Source organism: Phycicoccus flavus, from assembly GCF_004025965.2.
In the GTDB taxonomy this organism is placed as follows: domain Bacteria; phylum Actinomycetota; class Actinomycetes; order Actinomycetales; family Dermatophilaceae; genus Phycicoccus; species Phycicoccus flavus.
The window spans coordinates 1-17,424 of sequence record NZ_SAYU02000012.1 but is presented as its reverse complement, the minus strand read 5'-3'; the positions used below and the strand labels follow the sequence as shown (position 1 = coordinate 17,424).

Genomic DNA, 17,424 nt, shown 5'->3' with positions numbered 1-17,424 from the left:
GAGAAACCGTGACCCGTCGACGAAGGACCGCCGCCGCGACCGCGAGGCCCGCGGGCGTCGGTGCGGCCGAGCGCGGCGGATCGTGCGAGCGGGGTGGCGCGAGCGTCGAGTTCGTGGGGATGGCTCTCGTCGCCGGCGTCTGCGTCGCGGCGATCGTCGGCGTCGTCGGCGTCGGCCCGGTCACCTCGGCCATCGGCTGCGCGTGGCAGCAGGTGACCGGCGGCGGGTCGTGCACGACGTCGAGCATCACCGGTCCGGTGGGCGCGAGCGCGGACGACGGCGACCGCCGCGACGCCGAGCGCGACACCCGCGGCAACCGCCGCGACGACGCGCGCGGCGACCGCCCGAGCGACGAGGACCCCGGCACCCCGCCCGAGGGCGGCACCGAGGGCAGCGACGCCTATCCCGGTGGCCTCGGCCCTGGCGTTCCGGGGACCACCGTGCCCGGCGGGCAGCAGCCGCCGCCCTGGACCCCACCGGACCAGGGGGCCGGCCCCTACGCCGGGGAGGACCCCTCGATCCGTGACCGCGCGACCCTGGCCGCGGCCGAGGCGGCCGCGAACGCGCTGTCCGGGACCTGGCCGGACGCCGCCCGCAACCTCCTTCACTTCCTTGGCAACTCCGGCGAGACCTACGAGCAGGACGTCGACTCGATGCTGGAGTCGAGCAGTGCGCTGACGGAGGCCGTCGACGCCCAGCAGCTGAACCTCGCCGCGCTCGCCGTCGAGCAGGCCCGGGCGGCCGGCGCCACCGGACCGATGACCTTCCCGGTGAACACCCCGTGGAACGGGGTCTACATCACGAAGGACGACTCGGCGAACTGGTTCTACGCCCTCGGCGGCATCTCGTACAACCAGACCGGGTCGGTCACCGTCACCCCACCGGCCTCCCCCGGGGAGCCGTGGACGTACACGACGACCACCCAGGTGAACATCCGCGACCGGTACAACTGGGACGGCGGGAAGTCCACGCGGATCGGGCCGCTGACCATCACCGACGAGCAGCTGGCCCGGCTGCACCGGGTGGGCCTGGCCCAGGAGTTCACCGCCGTGGGAACCTCGTCGACCCAGAACTCGTCAGGAGAGGTGCCATGACCCGTCTCCGCCCCGGCCCCGCCCTCGTCGTCGCGACCTGCGTGGCCCTCACCCTCGCCACCGGGGCCTGCGGGCTGTCCGACGACGCGGCAGGCGCCCGCCCGGACGCCGCCGGCAGCACCCCGACCTCGGAGTCACCCTCCGCCTCCCGGTCCTCGTCCGCGGCGGACTCGCCCGAGGCGGTCCTCGGGCTCGCCGGCCTCCAGCTGCCGCCGGGCGCCGGTGGCGCCCAGGTCGAGACCCGCACCGGACTCCCGGAGAACGTCGAGGAGGCCTACCGGGTCACCTTCGTCGTCGACCGGGGGGCCGCGCTCGGCTTCTGCGCCAGCGGCGGCCTGGGCGGCGACCTCCCCGCGGTGGCGCTGACCGCGGACCAGACCGAGGCCCTCGGTGTCGAGGGCACGCCGGCGCAGGGGTCGCGGATCTGCGCCTCGCAGTGGCCCGAGAACCCCGCGTGGCAGCGCACGGTCCTCATCGAGCCGGACGACCCGACCACGGTGCACGTCGGCCTGGAGCGCTGGAGCCGCTGACCCGCCGGGCTCAGGCGGCCTCGGTGGGCCGGGTGAGCGGCCCGGAGTCGCCGACGCCGGTCGCGGCGGGCCCGCTGGCGTCGACGACGTACACGTCGCGCTCGGGGTCGCCGAACCCGCCGCCGGCCGCTCCCCCGCCGCCACCGGCGGCCGCGGGTGCGAGGTCGCCGTTGCGGGTGTAGGCCGTGACGCCCCACCGCAGGTCGTGCCCGAGGCCGGAGGCGTCGAGCTCGACCGAGGCGCCGTACGAGCCGTCCTCGCGCCGGAACTGCCGGACCCGCTGCTTGCCGGTGACGACCACCGGGTGGCCCTTGCGCAGGCTGCGGGCGGCGTTCTCGCCCATCCCGCGGAACACCGAGACCTCGTAGAAGCTCGGGTCGGAGTCGACCCAGCGGCCGGGCTCGGCGCGGTCGGGGTGGCGCTCGGACTGGGCGATCCGGAAGCTGGTGAACGGGCCGTTGCGGCTCGGCTTGACGACGGGGTCGGCGACGAGCCGCCCCTGGACCGTCACGTGGGTCTCGTACATCTCGGTCTCCCTCCCGCGGGCCGTCCCTCGGCCCGCAGGGTCCACGCTGCGCCCCGGCGGCGGCCCGCGGAACGGGGCACCACCGATCTGTGGACGACCGACCGCGTCCCGGCCGCCTGTGGACGAGCGCGCCCGGGCCGGGTCGCGGTCCGCGGCGACGACGCACCGGCGACCGCCTCACCTGTCGGGTCGCGGAAACCGGCGCGGGTCGCGGCAGTCTCCGCGACGGGCGACGACATCCGCGACCTCACAACGCGAAACCGGGGCTCCGCCGGCGCCCACCGCCGCCGCGCGAGCGCTCAGACGTCGGCGGCGTGCCGCAGCGCCTCGCGGGTGGCGGCGTGCCGGTCCAGGACCCGGCGCACCGGGGCGAGGATCTCGTCGTCGGCCACCGTCTCGATGGAGGAGCGCAGCCGCGCGTCCATGACCGCGCCGCGCCGGCGGGCCCCGATCCGGGCGAGCCAGGCCGACAGCGCGGCGAGCAGGGGACCGAGCACGAGCCCGCCGAGCAGGAGCAGGAACGGCACCGGCAGCACCCCGACGGCCGGGGCGTCGGGCAGCAGCGCGTCCAGCTGGAGCCAGCCCGCGACGGCGTACGCGACCAGCCACAGCGCCCCGGCGATGGCGGCCCAGGCGAGGACGAGCTGGACGAGCCCCACGACCCGCCACCACACCGGCCGCCGGGCGTGCAGCGAGGTCCCGACGACCGCCTGGTCGAGGGCGTCGCCGAGCTCCGGTCCCGGCGGGGTGGCGGCGCGCTGCACGGCCTCGGCCCACGGGGTCGGCAGGTCGGCGCCCGCCCCGTCCGCCACGCGCCGTGTCGCGAGCTCGACCGCCGCGCGGGCGGCGGGTGAGGGCGGCGGCAGCGAGGAGCGGCCGAGCACCGAGCGCACGTCGGACTCGGTGACGCCCACGTCCCGGCCGTCGAGCCGCAGCCGCCGCAGCGGCCGGGCACGCAGCCGGTGCACCCAGCGGGTGAAGGGCCAGCTGGTGTCTGCGGCCGCCTCCATGCGGTAGTCGCGTCGCACGGCCTCGACGACGGCCGGCACGCCGGCGCTGCGGGCCAGGGCGTCCAGCAGCTCGGACCGGGAGGCCTTCGCCACCCCGCCCTCGCCGGTCGCGACGTGACCGGACAGCGTCCCGGCCGCGGTGCGGACGTCCGCGGCGAGCCGGGCGCGGGCCATCGCCCGGCCGGCGACGGCGTTGGCCAGGCGCTGGCGCAGCTCGTCGACACCGGCTCCCGTGCGGGCCGACGTCGCGAGCACGGTGGCGCCGGGCAGCCCGTCGCGCTCCATGAGGCGGACGAGGTCGGTGCGCAACCGGCCGAGGTCCTCGGGGGCCAGCCGGTCGGACTGGTTGAGCACGGCCATGGTCACGACCTCGTGCGAGGACAGCGTCGCGACGTGGTCGTCGTGGAGCCGGGAGTCGGCGTACTTCTGCGGGTCGGCCACCCAGACGAACAGGTCGACGAGCTCGAGGACGCGCTGGGCCTCGTCGCGGTTGGCGGTCTCCCGCGAGTCGACGTCGGGCAGGTCGAGGAGGACGAGCCCGTCGAGCGAGCCCACCTGGGGACCAGAGTCGTCCGCCCCCAGGAGGTGCCGCGACCCGACGCCCAGCCAGTCGAGCAGCTCGCCGGCGGGCTCCGTGCCCCAGACCGCCGCCGTTGGCGTGCTGGTGGTCGGACGCCGCACCCCGACCTTGGCGACGTCGGTGCCGACGAGGGCGTTGAAGAGCGAGGACTTGCCGCTGCCGGTGGCCCCGGCCAGCGCGACGACGGTGTGGCCCCCGGCGATCGAGGTGCGCCGCTCGACCTTGGCGACGACGTCCCGGGCGCGGGCGCGCTGCGGCTCCGGGAGCTCCTCGCCCCCGGCGTCGACGGCCGCGGCCAACGACGCCGACGCCGCCGCGAGCCGCTCCGGCGACACCGCGGCACCGCCGCGGGCGGTGCCCGTCCGCACCGGGCTCACGAGGCCACCCGTGCGAGCCGGGTGGCGGCGGACTCGATCCGGGACGCCTGGTCCTGCGGGGCGGTGTGCTCGGCGAGGGCCGCGGTGAAGCGGGCCCGCTCGTCGTCGTAGAGCTCGTCGACGAGGGTGAGCAGCCGGTCGCGGGCCTTCGCGGCCATGTCGCGGACGGCCTGGTCGCCGAAGATCGCCTCCAGGACCCGCTGCGCGAGGATCGCGGTGCCGCCGGCGATGCCGACCTCGGCGCCGACCAGCCCGCCGGTCTGGGCGAACGCGACGAGCATGAGGAACAGCCCGATGGCGTTGACGCCGTACGCGGCGACCCGGGCGTTGGTGCGGCGGCCCTGGCCCTCGGTGCGGACGAGGTCGAACACCTCGCCCTGCCAGGCCCGCACGAGCCGCTCGACCCCCGCGGTGGAGGCGGAGGTCGTCGCGCCGAGGCCGTCGCCGGACGCGAGCACCGCCGGGCCCCCGGGCATCCGGCGCCAGGCGCGGGCGGTGTCGGAGGTGGCGGCCTCGAGGTTGGCGAGCACGAGCGCCGCGACCCCGGTGTGCAGGGCCTCGCCGAGGGTGTCGACCGGCGCCGGGGTGCCCTTGATGGCGGCGCTGATCCGGTCCCGCCAGCGGGCGATGGTCGACTCGACCTGCTTGAAGAACTCGCCGGTGCCGACGAACTCCTGCCACCGGGCCAGCACCTCGCCCCGGAGCAGGGTGCCGTCGGTCATCCCGTCCGACACCCGGCGGCGGGCGAGGTCGAAGGACTCCTGGGCCGCGGCGGCCAGGGCAGCGGCGGCGGCGTCCTGCGCCCGGCTGGCCGTGGCGAGCTCGTCGGCCCGGCTGCCGAGCGAGGCGACCGCCCCGCGCAGGGTCTGGCTGACGACGATGTCGCGGGCCCGCGCGTCCCCGGCGAGCGCCTGCAGCCAGTCCCGCAGGCGGGTGAACGTCCAGGCCGGCAGCCGGCCGTCCTCGAGCGCGACCTCGGGGACGCTGAAGATCGGCGAGGTCGACAGGCCCTGCTCGCGGAGCATGGACGCCAGGTGCGGTCGGATCTCGTCGACGGCCTCGGGCGGCACCCGGTCCAGGACGATGGCGACGGCGGTCCCGCGCTCGGAGGCGGTCCGCAGCAGGTCCCAGGGCACGGCGTCGGCGTAGCGCGCGGCGGTGGTGACGAAGATCCACAGGTCGGCCGCCGCGAGCAGCTGGTTCGCGAGCTCCCGGTTGGCGGAGACGACGGAGTCGATGTCCGGGGCGTCCAGCAGGGCCAGACCGGACGGCAGCGCCGCCGACGCGGTGAGGCGGACCGTGCCGGGCTGGTCCTCCCCCGTGTCGTGGCCGGACAGCCGCGCGAGGCCGGGGAGGACCCGGTCGCCCTCGAACCAGTGCCCGTCGTCGGGGTGGTGGACGAGGACCGGGGAGGTCGTCGTCGGACGGAGCACCCCGGAGCGGCTCACGGGCTCGCCGACGACGGAGTTGACGAGGGTCGACTTCCCGGCGCCCGTCGACCCGCCGACGACGGCGAGCAGCGGGGCGTCGAGGGAGCGCAGTCGGGGCAGCACGTAGTCGTCGAGCTGGCCGAGCAGGCGGCGGCGGGTGGTCTCGGCCGCGTCCCGTCCGGGGACGTCGAGAGGCAGCCCCGCCGCCTCGACCTGCGCCCGCAGGGCCTCGACGGCGGAGACGAGTGCCTCCACGTCACGGTCCGCGCCCACGTCGACAGCCTAACGACGCCGCCGGGGGTCGCCGTACATTCACCGGGGCGTGGGCATGATGTCGGGGTGCGCCTGTTCGTCGCGGTGCTCCCGCCGGAGGAGGTTCGCGAGGACCTCGACGCCTTCCTCGACCCCCGCCGCGACGTGTCCGGGCCGCGCTGGGCACCGCCGGAGCAGTGGCACGCGACACTGGCCTTCGTGCCCGCCGCGCCGGAACGGACGGTGGAGCCCCTCGTCGAGGCGTGCACCACGGCGGCCGCACGGTTCGCCCCGGTGCCCCTGGCGCTGGCGGGCGGCGGGTGCTTCCCCGACGTCACGCGGGCCCGGGTGCTCTGGGCCGGCTTGTCCGGCGGCGAGGCCCTGTCCGGGATCGCCGGGGCGTTGCGCGCGGCCGCGGCCACGGTCGGGGCCGCACCGGACGGCGGCCGGTTCCGGCCGCACGTCACCCTCGGCCGCTTCGGCCGGCCGGGGGACGCGACCCGCTGGGTGCGGGTCCTCGACGCCTACCGGGGTCCGCCCTGGACCGCCGAGGAGGTCGTCCTCCTGGAGTCGCACCTGCCCCGCGAGCGAGGGCACCGGCCGCGCCACGAGGTCCTGGCCCGCGTCCCGCTCGGCGGCTGAGGCGCGTCGACACCCAGCGGCGAGGCTCAGTCCGAGGGCCGCCGCACCTCGGCGTAGACCGTCTCCGGGATCCGGTCCGGCGAGTCCGGCGCCCGGCCGAGCAGCGGGGAGCTGCCGCCGGGGGTGACCTCGGCCCCGGGGAACCCGCCCTCCTGGAGCACGAGGCGGAGCGTCTCGGCGTCGTAGGCGGAGACGTGGGCGTGCTCCTGGAAGACCTCGCGCAGCACGAGCATCCCGGTGGGTCGGCCCCAGCGACCGGCGGCGAGCGCCTCCGGGTCGTCCGCGTAGGACCGGGCGTACATCCCGGCGTCGGGCACCCCGACCCGCAGGACGCCTCCCGGGCGCAGCGCGCGGCGGGCGTGCCCGAGCACGGTGAGGGTCTGCGAGTAGCGCAGGTGCTCGAAGACGTGCTCGTAGAAGACGGCGTCCACCGACCCGTCCTCGAACGGCAGCGGCCGCAGGATGTTCCAGTCGAAGTCGCCCGCGGCACCGACGAGGTCGGAGTTGATCCACCCCTCGATCCGGGTCCAGCCACAGCCCAGGTGCAGGCGGACGGGCGACGCCGCCTCGGCGAGCGCCCGGGCCTTGCGTCCCTCCCGTCGCGCGAGCGCGTCCGTCGCGAGCACCTTGGCGCGGAGCCGCGTGGCCGGGGGCATGACGTGCCGGAGGGCGTCCGCGAAGGGGACGGTCGAGCGGCCGTAGGGCGTCTCGTACTTGTCGATGTACCAGCGCAGCGCGGCCCCGCGCTCCAGCTCCTCGGGTGCGGGGGCGGGCTGGTCGTCGTCGGTCTGGTCGGGCCGTGCTGCCGGTTCCATGCCGGAACCCTAGTGCGCCGGCTCCGCCGACGCGGCGCCGTCGGCGCGCCGCCGGGCGGTCCGGCCGCGAGCGCCCCCGGCAGGACTCGAACCTGCGACCTCGAGATTAGAAGGCTCTTGCTCTATCCGGCTGAGCTACGGGGGCCCGGCGCTCGCGCGCCGCGCCCAGTCTAGGGACGGGCGGCGAGGGAGCGGCTGCGGACGAGGGCCGCCTCGGCCAGGGCGGCGGCGACGTCGGGCACGACCGAGTCGTCGAACGCGGCCCGCGGCGAGTGGTTGTCGTCCGCGTCCTGGGGGTCCTCGGGCACGCAGGCGGAGACGAACAGGTACGCACCGGGCACCTGCTCCAGGACGAAGGACATGTCCTCGGACCCGGCCTCGGGGTGGGGCATGTCGGCCCAGCGGTCCTCGCCGAACAGGTCGACGACGACCTCGCGGAAGGCGGCGAACTCCGTGGCGTCGTTGACGGTGACCGGGTAGCCGACGGGGATGTCGACCTCGGCGGTCAGCCCGTGCGCCTCCGCCACCGAGCGCGCCACCCGGGTGAAGACCTCGTGGGTCCGGGACCGCTGGGCGGGGCTGAAGGTGCGCAGGGTCGCGGCGATCCGTGCGTCGTCCGGGATGATGTTGTCCTTGGTGCCCGCGGCGATGGCGCCGACGGTGAGCACGACGGGGTCCCACACCGAGAACTGCCGGGTGAGGGCGACCTCCCAGGCCAGCACCGTCTCGCAGGCCACGGGCACCGGGTCGCGGGCGCGGTCGGGTGCGGAGCCGTGGCCCCCGCGGCCGCGCACGACGACGTGGACCTCGTCGGCGGCGGCCATGATGGGTCCGGGGCGGCCCCACCACGTCCCGCGGGCGTGCTCCGCGGAGGTCACGTGCACGGCGTACGCGACGTCCACCCGCCGTCCGGCGGCCTCCAGCAGCCCCTCGGCGAGCATGTCCCGCGCCCCGGCCTCGCCCTCCTCGCCGGGCTGGAACATGAGGACGACGTCCCCGACCAGCCGCTCCCGCTGCTCGGCGAGCACCCGGGCGGCGCCGACGAGGGCCGCGACGTGCAGGTCGTGCCCGCAGGCGTGCATGACCCCGGCCCGCTCCGAGCGGTAGGGCACGTCGGTCTCCTCCGCGACCGGCAGGGCGTCCATGTCGCCGCGCAGGAGCACCACCGGACGCTCGCCGTCGCACGGCGCACCGCCGCGCAGGACGGCGACGACCGACGACAGCCCGCGACCGGTGCTCACCTCGAGGTCGAGGTCCGCGAGCGCCTCGAGGACGGCGGCCTGGGTGTCGGGCAGGTCCAGTCCGATCTCGGGCGCGCGGTGCAGCCGGCGCCGCAGCGCGACGAGGTCCGGGCCGATGCGACGGGCGATCTCCGTGGACGAGGGCACGGGCGTCATCGTCCCACCGGCATGCCGACGAACTCGTGGCGGCGGGCCGACAACGTCGTGAGGAGGCGGCGCTCCTCGTCCAGGGCCGAGGCGTCCGCGGCGTCGTGCTGCATCCGCCGCCGCAGGAGGGCGAGCTCGCTCGCGGTGTCCTGGAAGGCGCGCATCGCGGCCAGCCCCCGGCTGCCGGCGTTGACGCGGGCCCACATCCGCGCCTCGCGGCGCGCCGGCATCGACGACAGCATCGCCACCTCACCGGCCGAGACCCACCCGGCGTCGGCGTAGGGCCGCAGGAAGTAGCCGATGAGCCGTCCCTCGCGTCGCCGGACCCACACGACGAAGGCGACGAAGGTGAGGAAGACCGGGACCTCGACGAGGACGTAGACGACGACGAGCCCGGAGCCGCCCGACACCGCGGCGAGGTTCCACAGCCCGTGCGCGAGGACCGCGAGGACGTAGCCGCCGACCGGTGCGAGGACCTTCGGCGCCCACCCGCGGCTCGTCGCGGCCACCCCGACCCCGACGCCGGTGAGCACGGTGAACATCGGGTGGGCGAAGGGCGAGAGCAGGCAGCGGGCGACGAAGGTCGCGGTGAGCGCCTCACCGCCCCCCTCGGTGTAGGCCTCCGCGAGGTACTGGATGTTCTCGGTGAACGCGAACCCCGCGGCGCAGACGCCGGCGTAGACCATGCCGTCGGTCAGTCCGTCGAACTCGCGCCCGAGGAACCGCCAGACGAGGACGACGAGCAGGCCCTTGAGCCCCTCCTCCACGACCGGTGCGACGAGGACGGCCGTCGTCGCGAGCGCGGCGTCGGGGTCGGTGGCGGTGCGCAGCACGGCCATGGCGCTGGTGTTGAAGACGGCGGCGACGAGGGCGGCGACCAGCGCGCCCCAGAGGAAGGCCCCGACGAGGTAGCGCGTCGGCTCGGCCTCGAACCGGTCGAGCCACATGAAGGCCGGGATGACGATGGCGAGCGGGACGACGGCGACGGCCAGGGCGAGCAGGGCCGTCTGCACCCCGAAGGCCGCGCCGAGGTAGGCGGAGACGACGAGCGCGGCAACGAGGAACCCGAGCCCGGCGACGCCGGTGATGACCACCGAGCGCAGCGTCGAGCGCGACGACCTGCCCCCGTGCGGCGACCCCGCCGTCCGCGCCCCGTGCACCCCGCTCACGGCATGGACCCTAGCGCCAGAGTCCCCGAGCGCCCCCGGTCGCCCGCGGGGTTGCCTAGCATGGCGCGCATGCCCAGCCCCTCCGACCGCGCCCTGTCCGACCGGATCGTCTGGATCGACTGCGAGATGACCGGCCTGTCCCTCGAGGCCGACGCCCTCGTCGAGGTCGCGGCCCTCGTCACCGACTTCGAGCTCACGGTCCTCGGCGACGGCGTCGACGTCGTCGTGCGCCCGCCGGACGCCGCGCTGGCGCAGATGGGCGACTTCGTCCGCCGGATGCACACGACGTCGGGGCTGCTCGAGGAGCTCGCCGCCGGGACCACCCTGGAGGAGGCCGAGGCGCGCGTCCTGGACTACGTCCGCGAGTGGGTCCCCGAGGCCGGCAAGGCTCCGCTCGGCGGCAACACCGTCGCCACCGACCGGGCCTTCCTCGCCCGGGACATGCCGGGCCTGGAGAGCCACCTGCACTACCGGATCATCGACGTCTCCTCGATCAAGGAGCTGTCCCGGCGGTGGTACCCCCGGGCCTACTTCTCCGCACCGACGAAGTCCGGCGGGCACCGGGCGCTGGCGGACATCCGCGAGTCCATCGCCGAGCTGCGCTACTACCGGGAGGCGGTCTTCGTCGAGCCGCCGGGCCGTCCGACCGACGAGCTGCGCGGCCTCGCCGCCCGCCACGTCGTCGACCACGACGCCGGCCCGGCGGGCGGTGACGAGCCCGGCGAGGGCGTGGTCGGGAGCACCCCCGGGTAGCCGGTACGATGGTCCGCGCTGCGGGCGCACGACCTCCGGATGTCACGGACGGCATGCGCCCGCCGTGGTGGGTGTAGCTCAGCTGGTAGAGCATCGCGTTGTGGTCGCGAGGGTCGCGGGTTCAAGTCCCGTCACTCACCCCAGGGCACCGCCCCGGTCCGTCCCCGGACCGGGGCGGTCCGCGTTCCGGCTCGCCGGGGCGGGTCTCAGCCGGCGGGCAGGTCCATCGGGCGGGCGTCGCGCAGCATCGGGTGCTCCCGGTCCTTGTCCGAGAGGATCGCCCGCTCCAGCGGCACCGGCCAGCGCACCCCGAGGTCCGGGTCGGCGAGGTTGACGAAGGTGTAGCGCTCGTAGGCGTCCGGGGTCCAGTGCCGGTTGACGCTGTAGAGGTACACGACGTCCTCGAGGCACTGGTAGGAGTTCCCGACGCCCGCCGGCAGGAACACGGCGACGTCGGGCCGCAGCTCGACCTCGACGACCGTGCCGTAGGTCGGTCCCCGGCGCAGGTCCACGTACGCGCCGTGCGCCCGGCCGGAGACGATGGAGACGTACTTGTCCCACGGCTCGGCGTGGAACCCGCGGGTGACCCCGGTGACGCTGGCGGCGACGTTGGTCTGGACCACCCGGAACCCCGGCGGGAGGCCGGCGGCCTCGAGCTTCTCCTGGTGGAACTTCTCCTGGAACCAGCCCCGGGCGTCGTCGACGCGGGTCACCTCGAAGGTCAGCAGCCCGGGGACGGCGGTCTCGGCGGCGGTGAACTGGGTGCTAGCGGCGGCCACGGGCGGCAGTGTCTCACCGGTCAGGGACGCCTGTCACACTGGCGTGCATGTTCTCCCGCCGGACCACCGCCGTCATCACCGCCCTGCTCGTGGCCCTCGTGACCGTCGCCCTCGTCGTCTCGGCCGTCCCCGTCTTCGCGCACCCGGCGGCGGCGCTGCCCGCCCACGCCCAGCTCACCGGGACCGCTCCGCGCGACGGGTCCACGGTCCGCACCGCGCAGGAGGTGCGCCTGACCTTCAGCGAGGACGTGAACCCCCGCTTCCTGCAGGTCACGGTCGAGGGTCCGGACGGCGACGAGACGGACGGCGACGCGACGACGGACGGTGGCCAGGTGCGCCAGGCCCTCGTCGACGACCTGCCGGCGGGTGAGCACACGGTCACCTACCGCGTCGTCAGCGTCGACGGGCACCCGGTCTCGGGCACGTTCTCCTTCTCGACGACGGCGACCCCCCGCTCCGCCTCCCCCACGGCGTCGCCGAGCACGTCCGCGGACCCGACGGCGACGCCCACCCCCACCGGACCGTCCGCCGAACCGAGCCCGGCGACGGCCCCCACGGCGGAGGTCCAGGGCTCGTCGTGGACGCTCCCGCTCGCCCTCGTGGGGCTCGTCGCGGTGGTCCTCGTGGCCGTCGTGCTGCTCGCCCGGCGGCGGGTCCGCGGCGGCGACGGACCCCCGCCGGACTCCCCCTGACCGGATTTCACGACCGGGGCGGGCGGCTGATAATGTCTCCCGTCGCGCGCCATTAGCTCAATTGGCAGAGCAGCTGACTCTTAATCAGCGGGTTCGGGGTTCGAGTCCCTGATGGCGCACCACCGCTCGCCCGAGCACGAGGCTCCCCGGTCCCCGGGGAGCCTCTCCCGTCTCCGGACCCGGGAGGACCCATGGCGCGCCCGGCGCTCGCGGCTTCCGTGGTCGTCCCGTCCTACCGCGGCGCCCACCGGCTGCCCGCCCTCCTCGCCGCCCTCGCGGCCCAGGACACGACCGAGCCGTGGGAGGTCGTCCTCGTCGTCGACGGGGACACCGACGGCAGCGAGCGGGTGGCGAAGGCGCACCGGGGGCCGCTGGACCTGCGGGTGGTGGTGCTCCCGGAGAACCTGGGGCGGGTGACGGCCCTCAACACCGGGTTCGACGCGGCCCGGGGTCGGGTCCTCGTGCGGTGCGACGACGACCTCGAACCCGCGCCCGGCTACGTCGCCGCCCACGTCGCCGCCCACGCCGGCCGGGAGGTCGGCGCCGTCGGTCTCTACCGCAACGTCTTCCCCGAGACGCCCTTCGCCCGTGTCTACGGCCGCCGGGCCGACACCGCCCTGCGCGAGGCCGCGTACGCGAGCGCGGAGTCCACCCGGTGGCGCTACTGGGCCGGCAACGCCTCGGTCACCCGCGAGGCCTGGGAGGAGGTCGGGCCCTACGACACCGCCTACCGGGCCTACGGCTGGGAGGACGTCGACTGGGGGTACCGGCTCGCGGCCACGGGACGGCCCGTCGTGCTCGACCCGGCGCTGGAGACCGTCCACCGGCTCGTCGCGACGACGACGGGCCTGCGCGCCCGCCGGGCCTTCTACAGCGGCAGCGCGCGCGAGATCTTCTCGGCCAAGCACGGCAGGGTCCTCGCCGAGCCGGAGCCCACCGGGGCCTGGGGGCGGCTGGTCCGCGGCACCGCCCGCAGCCTCAGCGAGAGCCGCCTCGGCCTGGCCGCCGACGCGGTGGACCGGCTGCTCCCGGTGCTCCCGGACGCCGCCGGCCGCAAGGCCGTCGCCCTGCTCGTGGAGTCCGGGCACCGGGCGGGCGGGCGCATCGCCCGGGTGTCGGACCCCACGGCGGTGTGACCCCGCCCTCCGGCCGGCCCGCGGCTCAGAGGTACAGCCCGGTCGAGCCCTCGTCGACGCGCTGGGCGGCCACGGCGTGGATGTCCCGTTCACGCAGCAGGACGTAGTCCTTGGCCCCGATCTCGACCTCGGCACGGTCCTCGGGGTCGAAGAGCACCCGGTCGCCCGGCTCGACGTGCCGGGCGACGGGACCGGCGGCCACGACCGCGGCCCAGGCGAGCCGCTTGCCGACGCTGGCCGTCGCCGGGATGACGATGCCGCCCCCGGACCGGCGCTCGCCGGTCTCACCCTCCAGCGACACGAGCACCCGGTCGTGCAGCATCCGGATCGGGAGCCGGCTGCGCGACTCGCCCACGCTCAGCGTCGTCGCCAGGCGCGGAAGGCCAGCGCCCCGCCGACGACGGCCACCACGGCGACGACGGCCGCGAGACGCTCGACGCGCAGCTCGCCCTCGGGCGTCTGCGCGACGTCGGCCCAGCGGGCCTTGGCCTTCTCGACCTCGCGGGCGAGGATGTTCTTGGGGTTGGCGGTCTCGACCAGCTGGTCGACGGTGCGGGCCAGGCGTTCCCGGCGGGCGACGACCTCGGCCTCGAGCTCGGGGATGGTCTTCTGCTCGCTCATCGCCGACTCACTCCCCGAGCCCGAGGTCACGCCGCAGCTTGGCGACGTGGCCCGTGGCCTTGACGTTGTACCAGGCGTGGCTCACGGTGCCGTCCTCGGCGAGGACGACGGTGCTGCGGATGACGCCCTCGACGGTCTTGCCGTACAGTTTCTTCTCCCCGAAGGCGCCCCACGCGGTCATCACCGAGCGGTCGGCGTCGGAGAGCAGCGGGACGGTGAGGTGCTCCTTCTCGCGGAAGGTCGCGAGCTTCTCCGGGGTGTCCGGCGAGATGCCGAGCACGGTGTAGCCGTCCGTGGCCAGGGCGTCGAGGTTCTCGCTGAAGTCGCAGGCCTGGGTGGTGCACCCGGGCGTCATGGCCGCGGGGTAGAAGTACACGATGACCTTCCGGCCGCGCAGGTCGCCGAGCGTCACCTCCGACCCGGTGTCGTCGGGCAGGGTGAAGTCGGGCGCGGTGTCGCCCGGAGCGAGCCGGTCGGCCACGGGTGCCTCCTGTTCGTCGGTGGTCCACCCGCCGTCGGCGGTGGCCGGTCCCAACCTAACGGACGGGACGGACCCGCCGGTGTCGTGCGCAAGGCGGGACTCGAACCCGCACACCCGAAGGCACCAGGACCTAAACCTGGCGCGTCTGCCAGTTCCGCCACTTGCGCGTGCCCGGCGAATCGTATCGGCCCCGCGGAGGCGCCCCCGGGGGTGTGCCACACTCGCGCCATGCGCCGGCTGCGAGTGCTCGTCGTGGCTCCGGTCCTGCCGCACGAGGACACGCCACACGCCGGCGGGCGCTACGTCCTCGCTCTCGAGCGCGAGCTCCGGCAGCACGCGGACGTCGTCCTCCTCACCCGCAACACGCCGTCCACGCGAGAGGCCGAACCCGCCCGTCGGACGCTGGGTCTCCCCTACGCGATGGCCCGGCGCGCCCGGTCGCCGGTGGTGGGGGCCCTGCGGCGGCTGGGCGCCCTCGTCGACGACCACCTGACCCGGCGGGACCCCGGGGCGGCGTCCGTCACGTTCGTCGCCGAGGTGCTCACCGATCCCCGACTCCGGGACCTGGTGCGGACCGCGGACGTCGTCGACCTGCAGTGGGACGAGATGGTCCGGCTCCTACCGGTGCTGCGACTGCTGAACCGCGGGGCCCGGTTCGTGGGCACCTACCACGACGTGCAGTCCCAGCGCTTCGAGCGCCTGGCCGCGTCCGCCCCGGACCCGGGGGACCGTGACCGCTACGCCCGGGGCGGGCGGACAGCCCGTCGCCGCGAGGCGCGCCTGCCGGCGCGGCTCCACCGGGTCCTCACGTTCAGCGACAAGGACGCCGACCTGCTCCGGTCGGCCCGCCCCGAGGCGCGGGTGACCGTCGTCCGTCCCCCGCTGGACGGGACCCGGGGGCGTCGCACCCAGGACCGGGACGACACCACGGACCGCTCCGTCGGTTTCGTCGGGTACCTGGCCCGGGCCGAGAACGAGGACGGCCTGCGCTGGTTCCTCGACGAGGTCTGGCCCCTGGTGCGCGCGGGGGTGCCGGACGCCACGCTGACCGTGGCCGGGGCCGGGGCGTCGGACGCGTTGGGGTCCGCGGTCGCCGCCGCCGAGGGGGTGTCGCTCGAGGGGTTCGTGCCGGATCTGGAGGCGTTCTGGGCGGGCCGCGCGGCGGCCGTCGTCCCGCTGCGTCAGGGCGCGGGAGTGAAGTTCAAGACCGTCGAGTCCCTCGTCGCGGGAGTACCGACCGTCGCGACCGGCGTCGGCGCGGAGGGTGTCGGGCCGGCAGAGTGGTTCGCCGCCGTGGTCGACGACGCCGGGACCATGGCCACCGAGCTGGTCCGGGTGCTGCGCGACCCGAGCGGGGCGCGCGGCCGGGCGGCCGCACGCGCTGCGGACGTCGCGCGCGCGTTCTCGTCCGAGACGTTCTCGACGACCGTGCGGGAGGTCTACGTCGAGGACGGGCGGGAGTCGCGGGTCAGCGCCGCCGGCCCGCCTTGAGGGCGGCTCCACCGACGCGGCTGACGGCGGGCCAGGCCACCTCGGGGACGTACCGTCGCCACGGCAGCACCGGCTCCGGCCGCGGCAGCGACCAGAAGCGGAGGAGGTCCAGGTCGTTGACCCGTTGCACCTCCGAGCGCACGACGCCCGTGTCGGCGAGCTCCTGCAGCGCGGGCTGCCACCTCGCGGGGTCGCCGAAGGTGGCGTAGAGCTTGAACGGCGAGATCGCGAAGGGCCTCAGCCCGTCACGCAGGACCGCCTGCCAGGCCGCCGCCGCCACCCCGGGGGTGTGCTCGCTGCGGATGTCGTCCAGGACGAGGACCCCGTCGTCCTGGAGGATGCGGTGGGCGGCCTCGATGTCCTGGACCACGTGCTCGTACAGGTGCGAGGCGTCGACGTGGACGAAACGGTGGGTCCCCGGGGGGACGTGCTCGACGACGGTCTGGCTGAACCCCCGGACGACGACCGGCAGGGTGCCGTGGACGCGCCGGTAGTTGTCCTCGAACGCCGCCTGGGTCAGGCCCGGGTAGGAGTCCGCGTTCTCGGCGGCGTTGGACGCGTCGTCGGCCTCCTGGCCGAAGAGGTCGACGACCGTGAAGGTCTCGCCCGCGCCCAGGGAGGAGCCGATGAGGACCGCGCTGCGCCCGTAGAACGCGCCCAGCTCGGCCAGGTCACCCGGCAGCTCCGCGGCCGTGCGGGCCAGGAGCGCACGGAACGCCGCGATGTCGGGCTCGTGGAACGCGCCGACGATGGACTCCAGCTGTGCGGTGGTCACCGGGTTCATGAGAAGGACCCCTCCGTTCGTCGGGAGCATCCTGCCGTACTTGCGCCGCGGGCGCGTCGTGCGTTCAGGGGCAGGGCACCCCGAGGCGACGGGACTCGCGGACCTTGCCCGCCTCGAAGGCGACCTGCGTCAGCCACCGGCGCCGTGCGTCCGGGCCCCCCGTCGCCGGGAACCGGGAGAGCAGGACGAGCTCGTGCCGCAGCCGGGCGCGACCGGTCCGCGGCCTCGCGTCGGAGGGCCGGTACCGGGCGTGCAGCGTCGCGTGCCCACGGCCGGCGTTGAACTGCTGGCGCAGGAGCCGGCGCAGGTCGGCGCGGATCCGGTAGTGCACGAGGGCGTCGGGCACGTACGCGGCGACGTAACCCGCCTGCCGGGCACGCCAGGCGAAGTCGATCTCCTCCGCTCCCGGCGGGTAGTCCTCCGGGTAGGCCCCGGCGGCCTCGAAGACCTCCCGGCGGAACGCGGTGTTGCAGCCGATGGGGTAGGCCAGGCCCGACCACGAGACGAGCAGCCCGTCGGAGCGTCGCGGGATGGCCGTCCACGCCGCCGCGGGCCCGGAGAGGGTGCCGGTCTCGAAGGAGCCCCCCACGAACGCCTCGGTCTCCAGCGCGGCCAGCAGCGCCGCGACCCATCCGGGACCCACGACGTCGTCCGCGTCGCAGATGAGGATGCGGTCGGAGCGGGCCGCACGGACGCCCTCGTTGCGGGCCACGGAGACACCCCGCGCCCGGGACGCGTCGACGATGCGCAGGCCGGGCAGGCGTCCGGTCCACTGCTCGACCAGCGCCCGCAGGTCGTCGGTGGACCCGTTGTCCGCGACGACCACCTCGCAGTCGGCGATGCCCTCCTGGGCCGCCAACGCGGCGAGCTGCTC

General features: G+C 75.7%; 19 protein-coding genes and 4 tRNA genes. 9 read left to right on the top strand and 14 right to left on the bottom strand.

Going from position 1 to position 17,424, the window contains the following annotated elements:
* Nucleotides 1-119 precede the first annotated feature (119 nt).
* Nucleotides 120-1,094, top strand: coding sequence for an ICP22 family protein (locus EPD83_RS05525; RefSeq protein ID WP_165566317.1), 975 nt, complete (start codon nt 120-122; stop codon nt 1,092-1,094).
* Complete coding sequence (locus EPD83_RS05520) at nt 1,091-1,624, top strand: hypothetical protein (RefSeq protein ID WP_165566316.1); 534 nt, start codon at nt 1,091-1,093, stop codon at nt 1,622-1,624. Before EPD83_RS05525 ends, EPD83_RS05520 begins: the two co-directional genes overlap by 4 nt.
* Nucleotides 1,625-1,634: 10 nt before the next feature.
* Here the strand turns inward: EPD83_RS05520 and EPD83_RS05515 are convergent, their stop codons facing one another.
* The 3 genes from EPD83_RS05515 to EPD83_RS05505 form a co-directional block, all read right to left on the bottom strand.
* A complete protein-coding gene (locus tag EPD83_RS05515) occupies nt 1,635-2,150 on the bottom strand; it encodes a single-stranded DNA-binding protein (protein ID WP_165566315.1) in 516 nt (171 codons plus the stop codon).
* A 299-nt stretch (nt 2,151-2,449) separates the two neighbouring features.
* Entirely contained in the window at nt 2,450-4,117 is a 1,668-nt protein-coding gene (locus EPD83_RS05510) for a GTPase (protein WP_165566314.1), read from the bottom strand.
* Nucleotides 4,114-5,820 (bottom strand): dynamin family protein, encoded by a 1,707-nt coding sequence (locus tag EPD83_RS05505; RefSeq protein ID WP_128365829.1) that lies wholly within the window; start codon nt 5,818-5,820, stop codon nt 4,114-4,116. The genes EPD83_RS05510 and EPD83_RS05505 overlap by 4 nt, the downstream gene beginning before the upstream one ends.
* A gap of 66 nt (nt 5,821-5,886) precedes the next feature.
* Here EPD83_RS05505 and thpR point away from each other — a divergent pair, with 66 nt between their 5' ends.
* A complete protein-coding gene (thpR, locus tag EPD83_RS05500) occupies nt 5,887-6,441 on the top strand; it encodes an RNA 2',3'-cyclic phosphodiesterase (protein WP_165566313.1) in 555 nt (184 codons plus the stop codon).
* A gap of 26 nt (nt 6,442-6,467) precedes the next feature.
* On the opposite strand, the gene EPD83_RS05495 is transcribed toward thpR, so the two are convergent.
* The 4 genes from EPD83_RS05495 to EPD83_RS05480 all read right to left on the bottom strand — a co-directional run bounded on the left by EPD83_RS05495 (nt 6,468) and on the right by EPD83_RS05480 (nt 9,813).
* Nucleotides 6,468-7,256 (bottom strand): class I SAM-dependent methyltransferase, encoded by a 789-nt coding sequence (locus EPD83_RS05495; RefSeq protein WP_128366147.1) that lies wholly within the window; start codon nt 7,254-7,256, stop codon nt 6,468-6,470.
* A 71-nt stretch (nt 7,257-7,327) separates the two neighbouring features.
* Nucleotides 7,328-7,401: transfer RNA gene (locus tag EPD83_RS05490), tRNA-Arg, on the bottom strand.
* A 25-nt stretch (nt 7,402-7,426) separates the two neighbouring features.
* The gene (locus EPD83_RS05485) at nt 7,427-8,653 is read right to left on the bottom strand and encodes a M20 metallopeptidase family protein (protein WP_128366146.1); all 1,227 of its coding nucleotides are present in this window, start codon (nt 8,651-8,653) and stop codon (nt 7,427-7,429) included.
* The gene (locus tag EPD83_RS05480) at nt 8,650-9,813 is read right to left on the bottom strand and encodes a PrsW family intramembrane metalloprotease (protein WP_235950356.1); all 1,164 of its coding nucleotides are present in this window, start codon (nt 9,811-9,813) and stop codon (nt 8,650-8,652) included. The genes EPD83_RS05485 and EPD83_RS05480 overlap by 4 nt, the downstream gene beginning before the upstream one ends.
* 69 nt (nt 9,814-9,882) lie before the next feature.
* Here EPD83_RS05480 and orn point away from each other — a divergent pair, with 69 nt between their 5' ends.
* Nucleotides 9,883-10,566 (top strand): oligoribonuclease, encoded by a 684-nt coding sequence (orn, locus tag EPD83_RS05475; protein WP_235950355.1) that lies wholly within the window; start codon nt 9,883-9,885, stop codon nt 10,564-10,566.
* A gap of 67 nt (nt 10,567-10,633) precedes the next feature.
* Nucleotides 10,634-10,709: transfer RNA gene (locus EPD83_RS05470), tRNA-His, on the top strand.
* Between the two features lie 63 nt (nt 10,710-10,772).
* On the opposite strand, the gene EPD83_RS05465 is transcribed toward EPD83_RS05470, so the two are convergent.
* Nucleotides 10,773-11,345 carry a dTDP-4-dehydrorhamnose 3,5-epimerase family protein gene (locus tag EPD83_RS05465; protein WP_128366144.1) on the bottom strand — a complete coding sequence of 191 codons (573 nt, stop codon included), beginning with the start codon at nt 11,343-11,345 and terminating at the stop codon, nt 10,773-10,775.
* 47 nt (nt 11,346-11,392) lie between these two features.
* On the opposite strand from EPD83_RS05465, the gene EPD83_RS05460 reads away from it, so the two are divergent.
* The 3 genes from EPD83_RS05460 (at nt 11,393) to EPD83_RS05450 (ending at nt 13,173) form a co-directional block, all read left to right on the top strand.
* Entirely contained in the window at nt 11,393-12,037 is a 645-nt protein-coding gene (locus tag EPD83_RS05460) for a copper resistance CopC family protein (RefSeq protein WP_128366143.1), read from the top strand.
* 46 nt (nt 12,038-12,083) lie between these two features.
* Nucleotides 12,084-12,159 (top strand) — tRNA-Lys (locus EPD83_RS05455).
* A 69-nt stretch (nt 12,160-12,228) separates the two neighbouring features.
* Nucleotides 12,229-13,173 carry a glycosyltransferase family 2 protein gene (locus EPD83_RS05450; RefSeq protein ID WP_128366142.1) on the top strand — a complete coding sequence of 315 codons (945 nt, stop codon included), beginning with the start codon at nt 12,229-12,231 and terminating at the stop codon, nt 13,171-13,173.
* A gap of 25 nt (nt 13,174-13,198) precedes the next feature.
* On the opposite strand, the gene EPD83_RS05445 is transcribed toward EPD83_RS05450, so the two are convergent.
* From EPD83_RS05445 to EPD83_RS05430, 4 genes are all read right to left on the bottom strand, one after another.
* The gene (locus EPD83_RS05445) at nt 13,199-13,495 is read right to left on the bottom strand and encodes a GroES family chaperonin (protein WP_128366148.1); all 297 of its coding nucleotides are present in this window, start codon (nt 13,493-13,495) and stop codon (nt 13,199-13,201) included.
* Nucleotides 13,496-13,530: 35 nt separating this feature from the next.
* Entirely contained in the window at nt 13,531-13,794 is a 264-nt protein-coding gene (locus tag EPD83_RS05440) for a DUF3618 domain-containing protein (protein WP_128366141.1), read from the bottom strand.
* A gap of 7 nt (nt 13,795-13,801) precedes the next feature.
* Entirely contained in the window at nt 13,802-14,275 is a 474-nt protein-coding gene (gene bcp, locus EPD83_RS05435) for a thioredoxin-dependent thiol peroxidase (RefSeq protein WP_128366140.1), read from the bottom strand.
* 85 nt (nt 14,276-14,360) lie between these two features.
* A tRNA-Leu gene (locus tag EPD83_RS05430) sits at nt 14,361-14,442 on the bottom strand.
* 61 nt (nt 14,443-14,503) lie between these two features.
* On the opposite strand from EPD83_RS05430, the gene EPD83_RS05425 reads away from it, so the two are divergent.
* Nucleotides 14,504-15,766 (top strand): glycosyltransferase, encoded by a 1,263-nt coding sequence (locus EPD83_RS05425; RefSeq protein ID WP_165566312.1) that lies wholly within the window; start codon nt 14,504-14,506, stop codon nt 15,764-15,766.
* On the opposite strand, the gene EPD83_RS05420 is transcribed toward EPD83_RS05425, so the two are convergent.
* Nucleotides 15,744-16,541 (bottom strand): class I SAM-dependent methyltransferase, encoded by a 798-nt coding sequence (locus tag EPD83_RS05420; protein ID WP_164896891.1) that lies wholly within the window; start codon nt 16,539-16,541, stop codon nt 15,744-15,746. The two genes, EPD83_RS05425 and EPD83_RS05420, sit on opposite strands and share 23 nt — an antisense overlap.
* A gap of 73 nt (nt 16,542-16,614) precedes the next feature.
* Nucleotides 16,615-17,424: glycosyltransferase family 2 protein (locus tag EPD83_RS05415; RefSeq protein WP_165566311.1), on the bottom strand; the 810-nt coding region annotated here is incomplete at its 5' end.

Coding starts and splice junctions, on each gene's coding strand:
- EPD83_RS05525 (WP_165566317.1), top strand. CDS start 120: ATGGCTCTCGTCGCCGGCGTCTGCGTCGCGGCGATCGTCGGCGTCGTC.
- EPD83_RS05520 (WP_165566316.1), top strand. CDS start 1,091: ATGACCCGTCTCCGCCCCGGCCCCGCCCTCGTCGTCGCGACCTGCGTG.
- EPD83_RS05515 (WP_165566315.1), bottom strand. CDS start 2,150: ATGTACGAGACCCACGTGACGGTCCAGGGGCGGCTCGTCGCCGACCCC.
- EPD83_RS05495 (WP_128366147.1), bottom strand. CDS start 7,256: ATGGAACCGGCAGCACGGCCCGACCAGACCGACGACGACCAGCCCGCC.
- EPD83_RS05485 (WP_128366146.1), bottom strand. CDS start 8,653: ATGACGCCCGTGCCCTCGTCCACGGAGATCGCCCGTCGCATCGGCCCG.
- orn (WP_235950355.1), top strand. CDS start 9,883: ATGCCCAGCCCCTCCGACCGCGCCCTGTCCGACCGGATCGTCTGGATC.
- EPD83_RS05460 (WP_128366143.1), top strand. CDS start 11,393: ATGTTCTCCCGCCGGACCACCGCCGTCATCACCGCCCTGCTCGTGGCC.
- EPD83_RS05450 (WP_128366142.1), top strand. CDS start 12,229: ATGGCGCGCCCGGCGCTCGCGGCTTCCGTGGTCGTCCCGTCCTACCGC.
- EPD83_RS05445 (WP_128366148.1), bottom strand. CDS start 13,495: ATGCTGCACGACCGGGTGCTCGTGTCGCTGGAGGGTGAGACCGGCGAG.
- EPD83_RS05440 (WP_128366141.1), bottom strand. CDS start 13,794: ATGAGCGAGCAGAAGACCATCCCCGAGCTCGAGGCCGAGGTCGTCGCC.
- EPD83_RS05425 (WP_165566312.1), top strand. CDS start 14,504: ATGCGCCGGCTGCGAGTGCTCGTCGTGGCTCCGGTCCTGCCGCACGAG.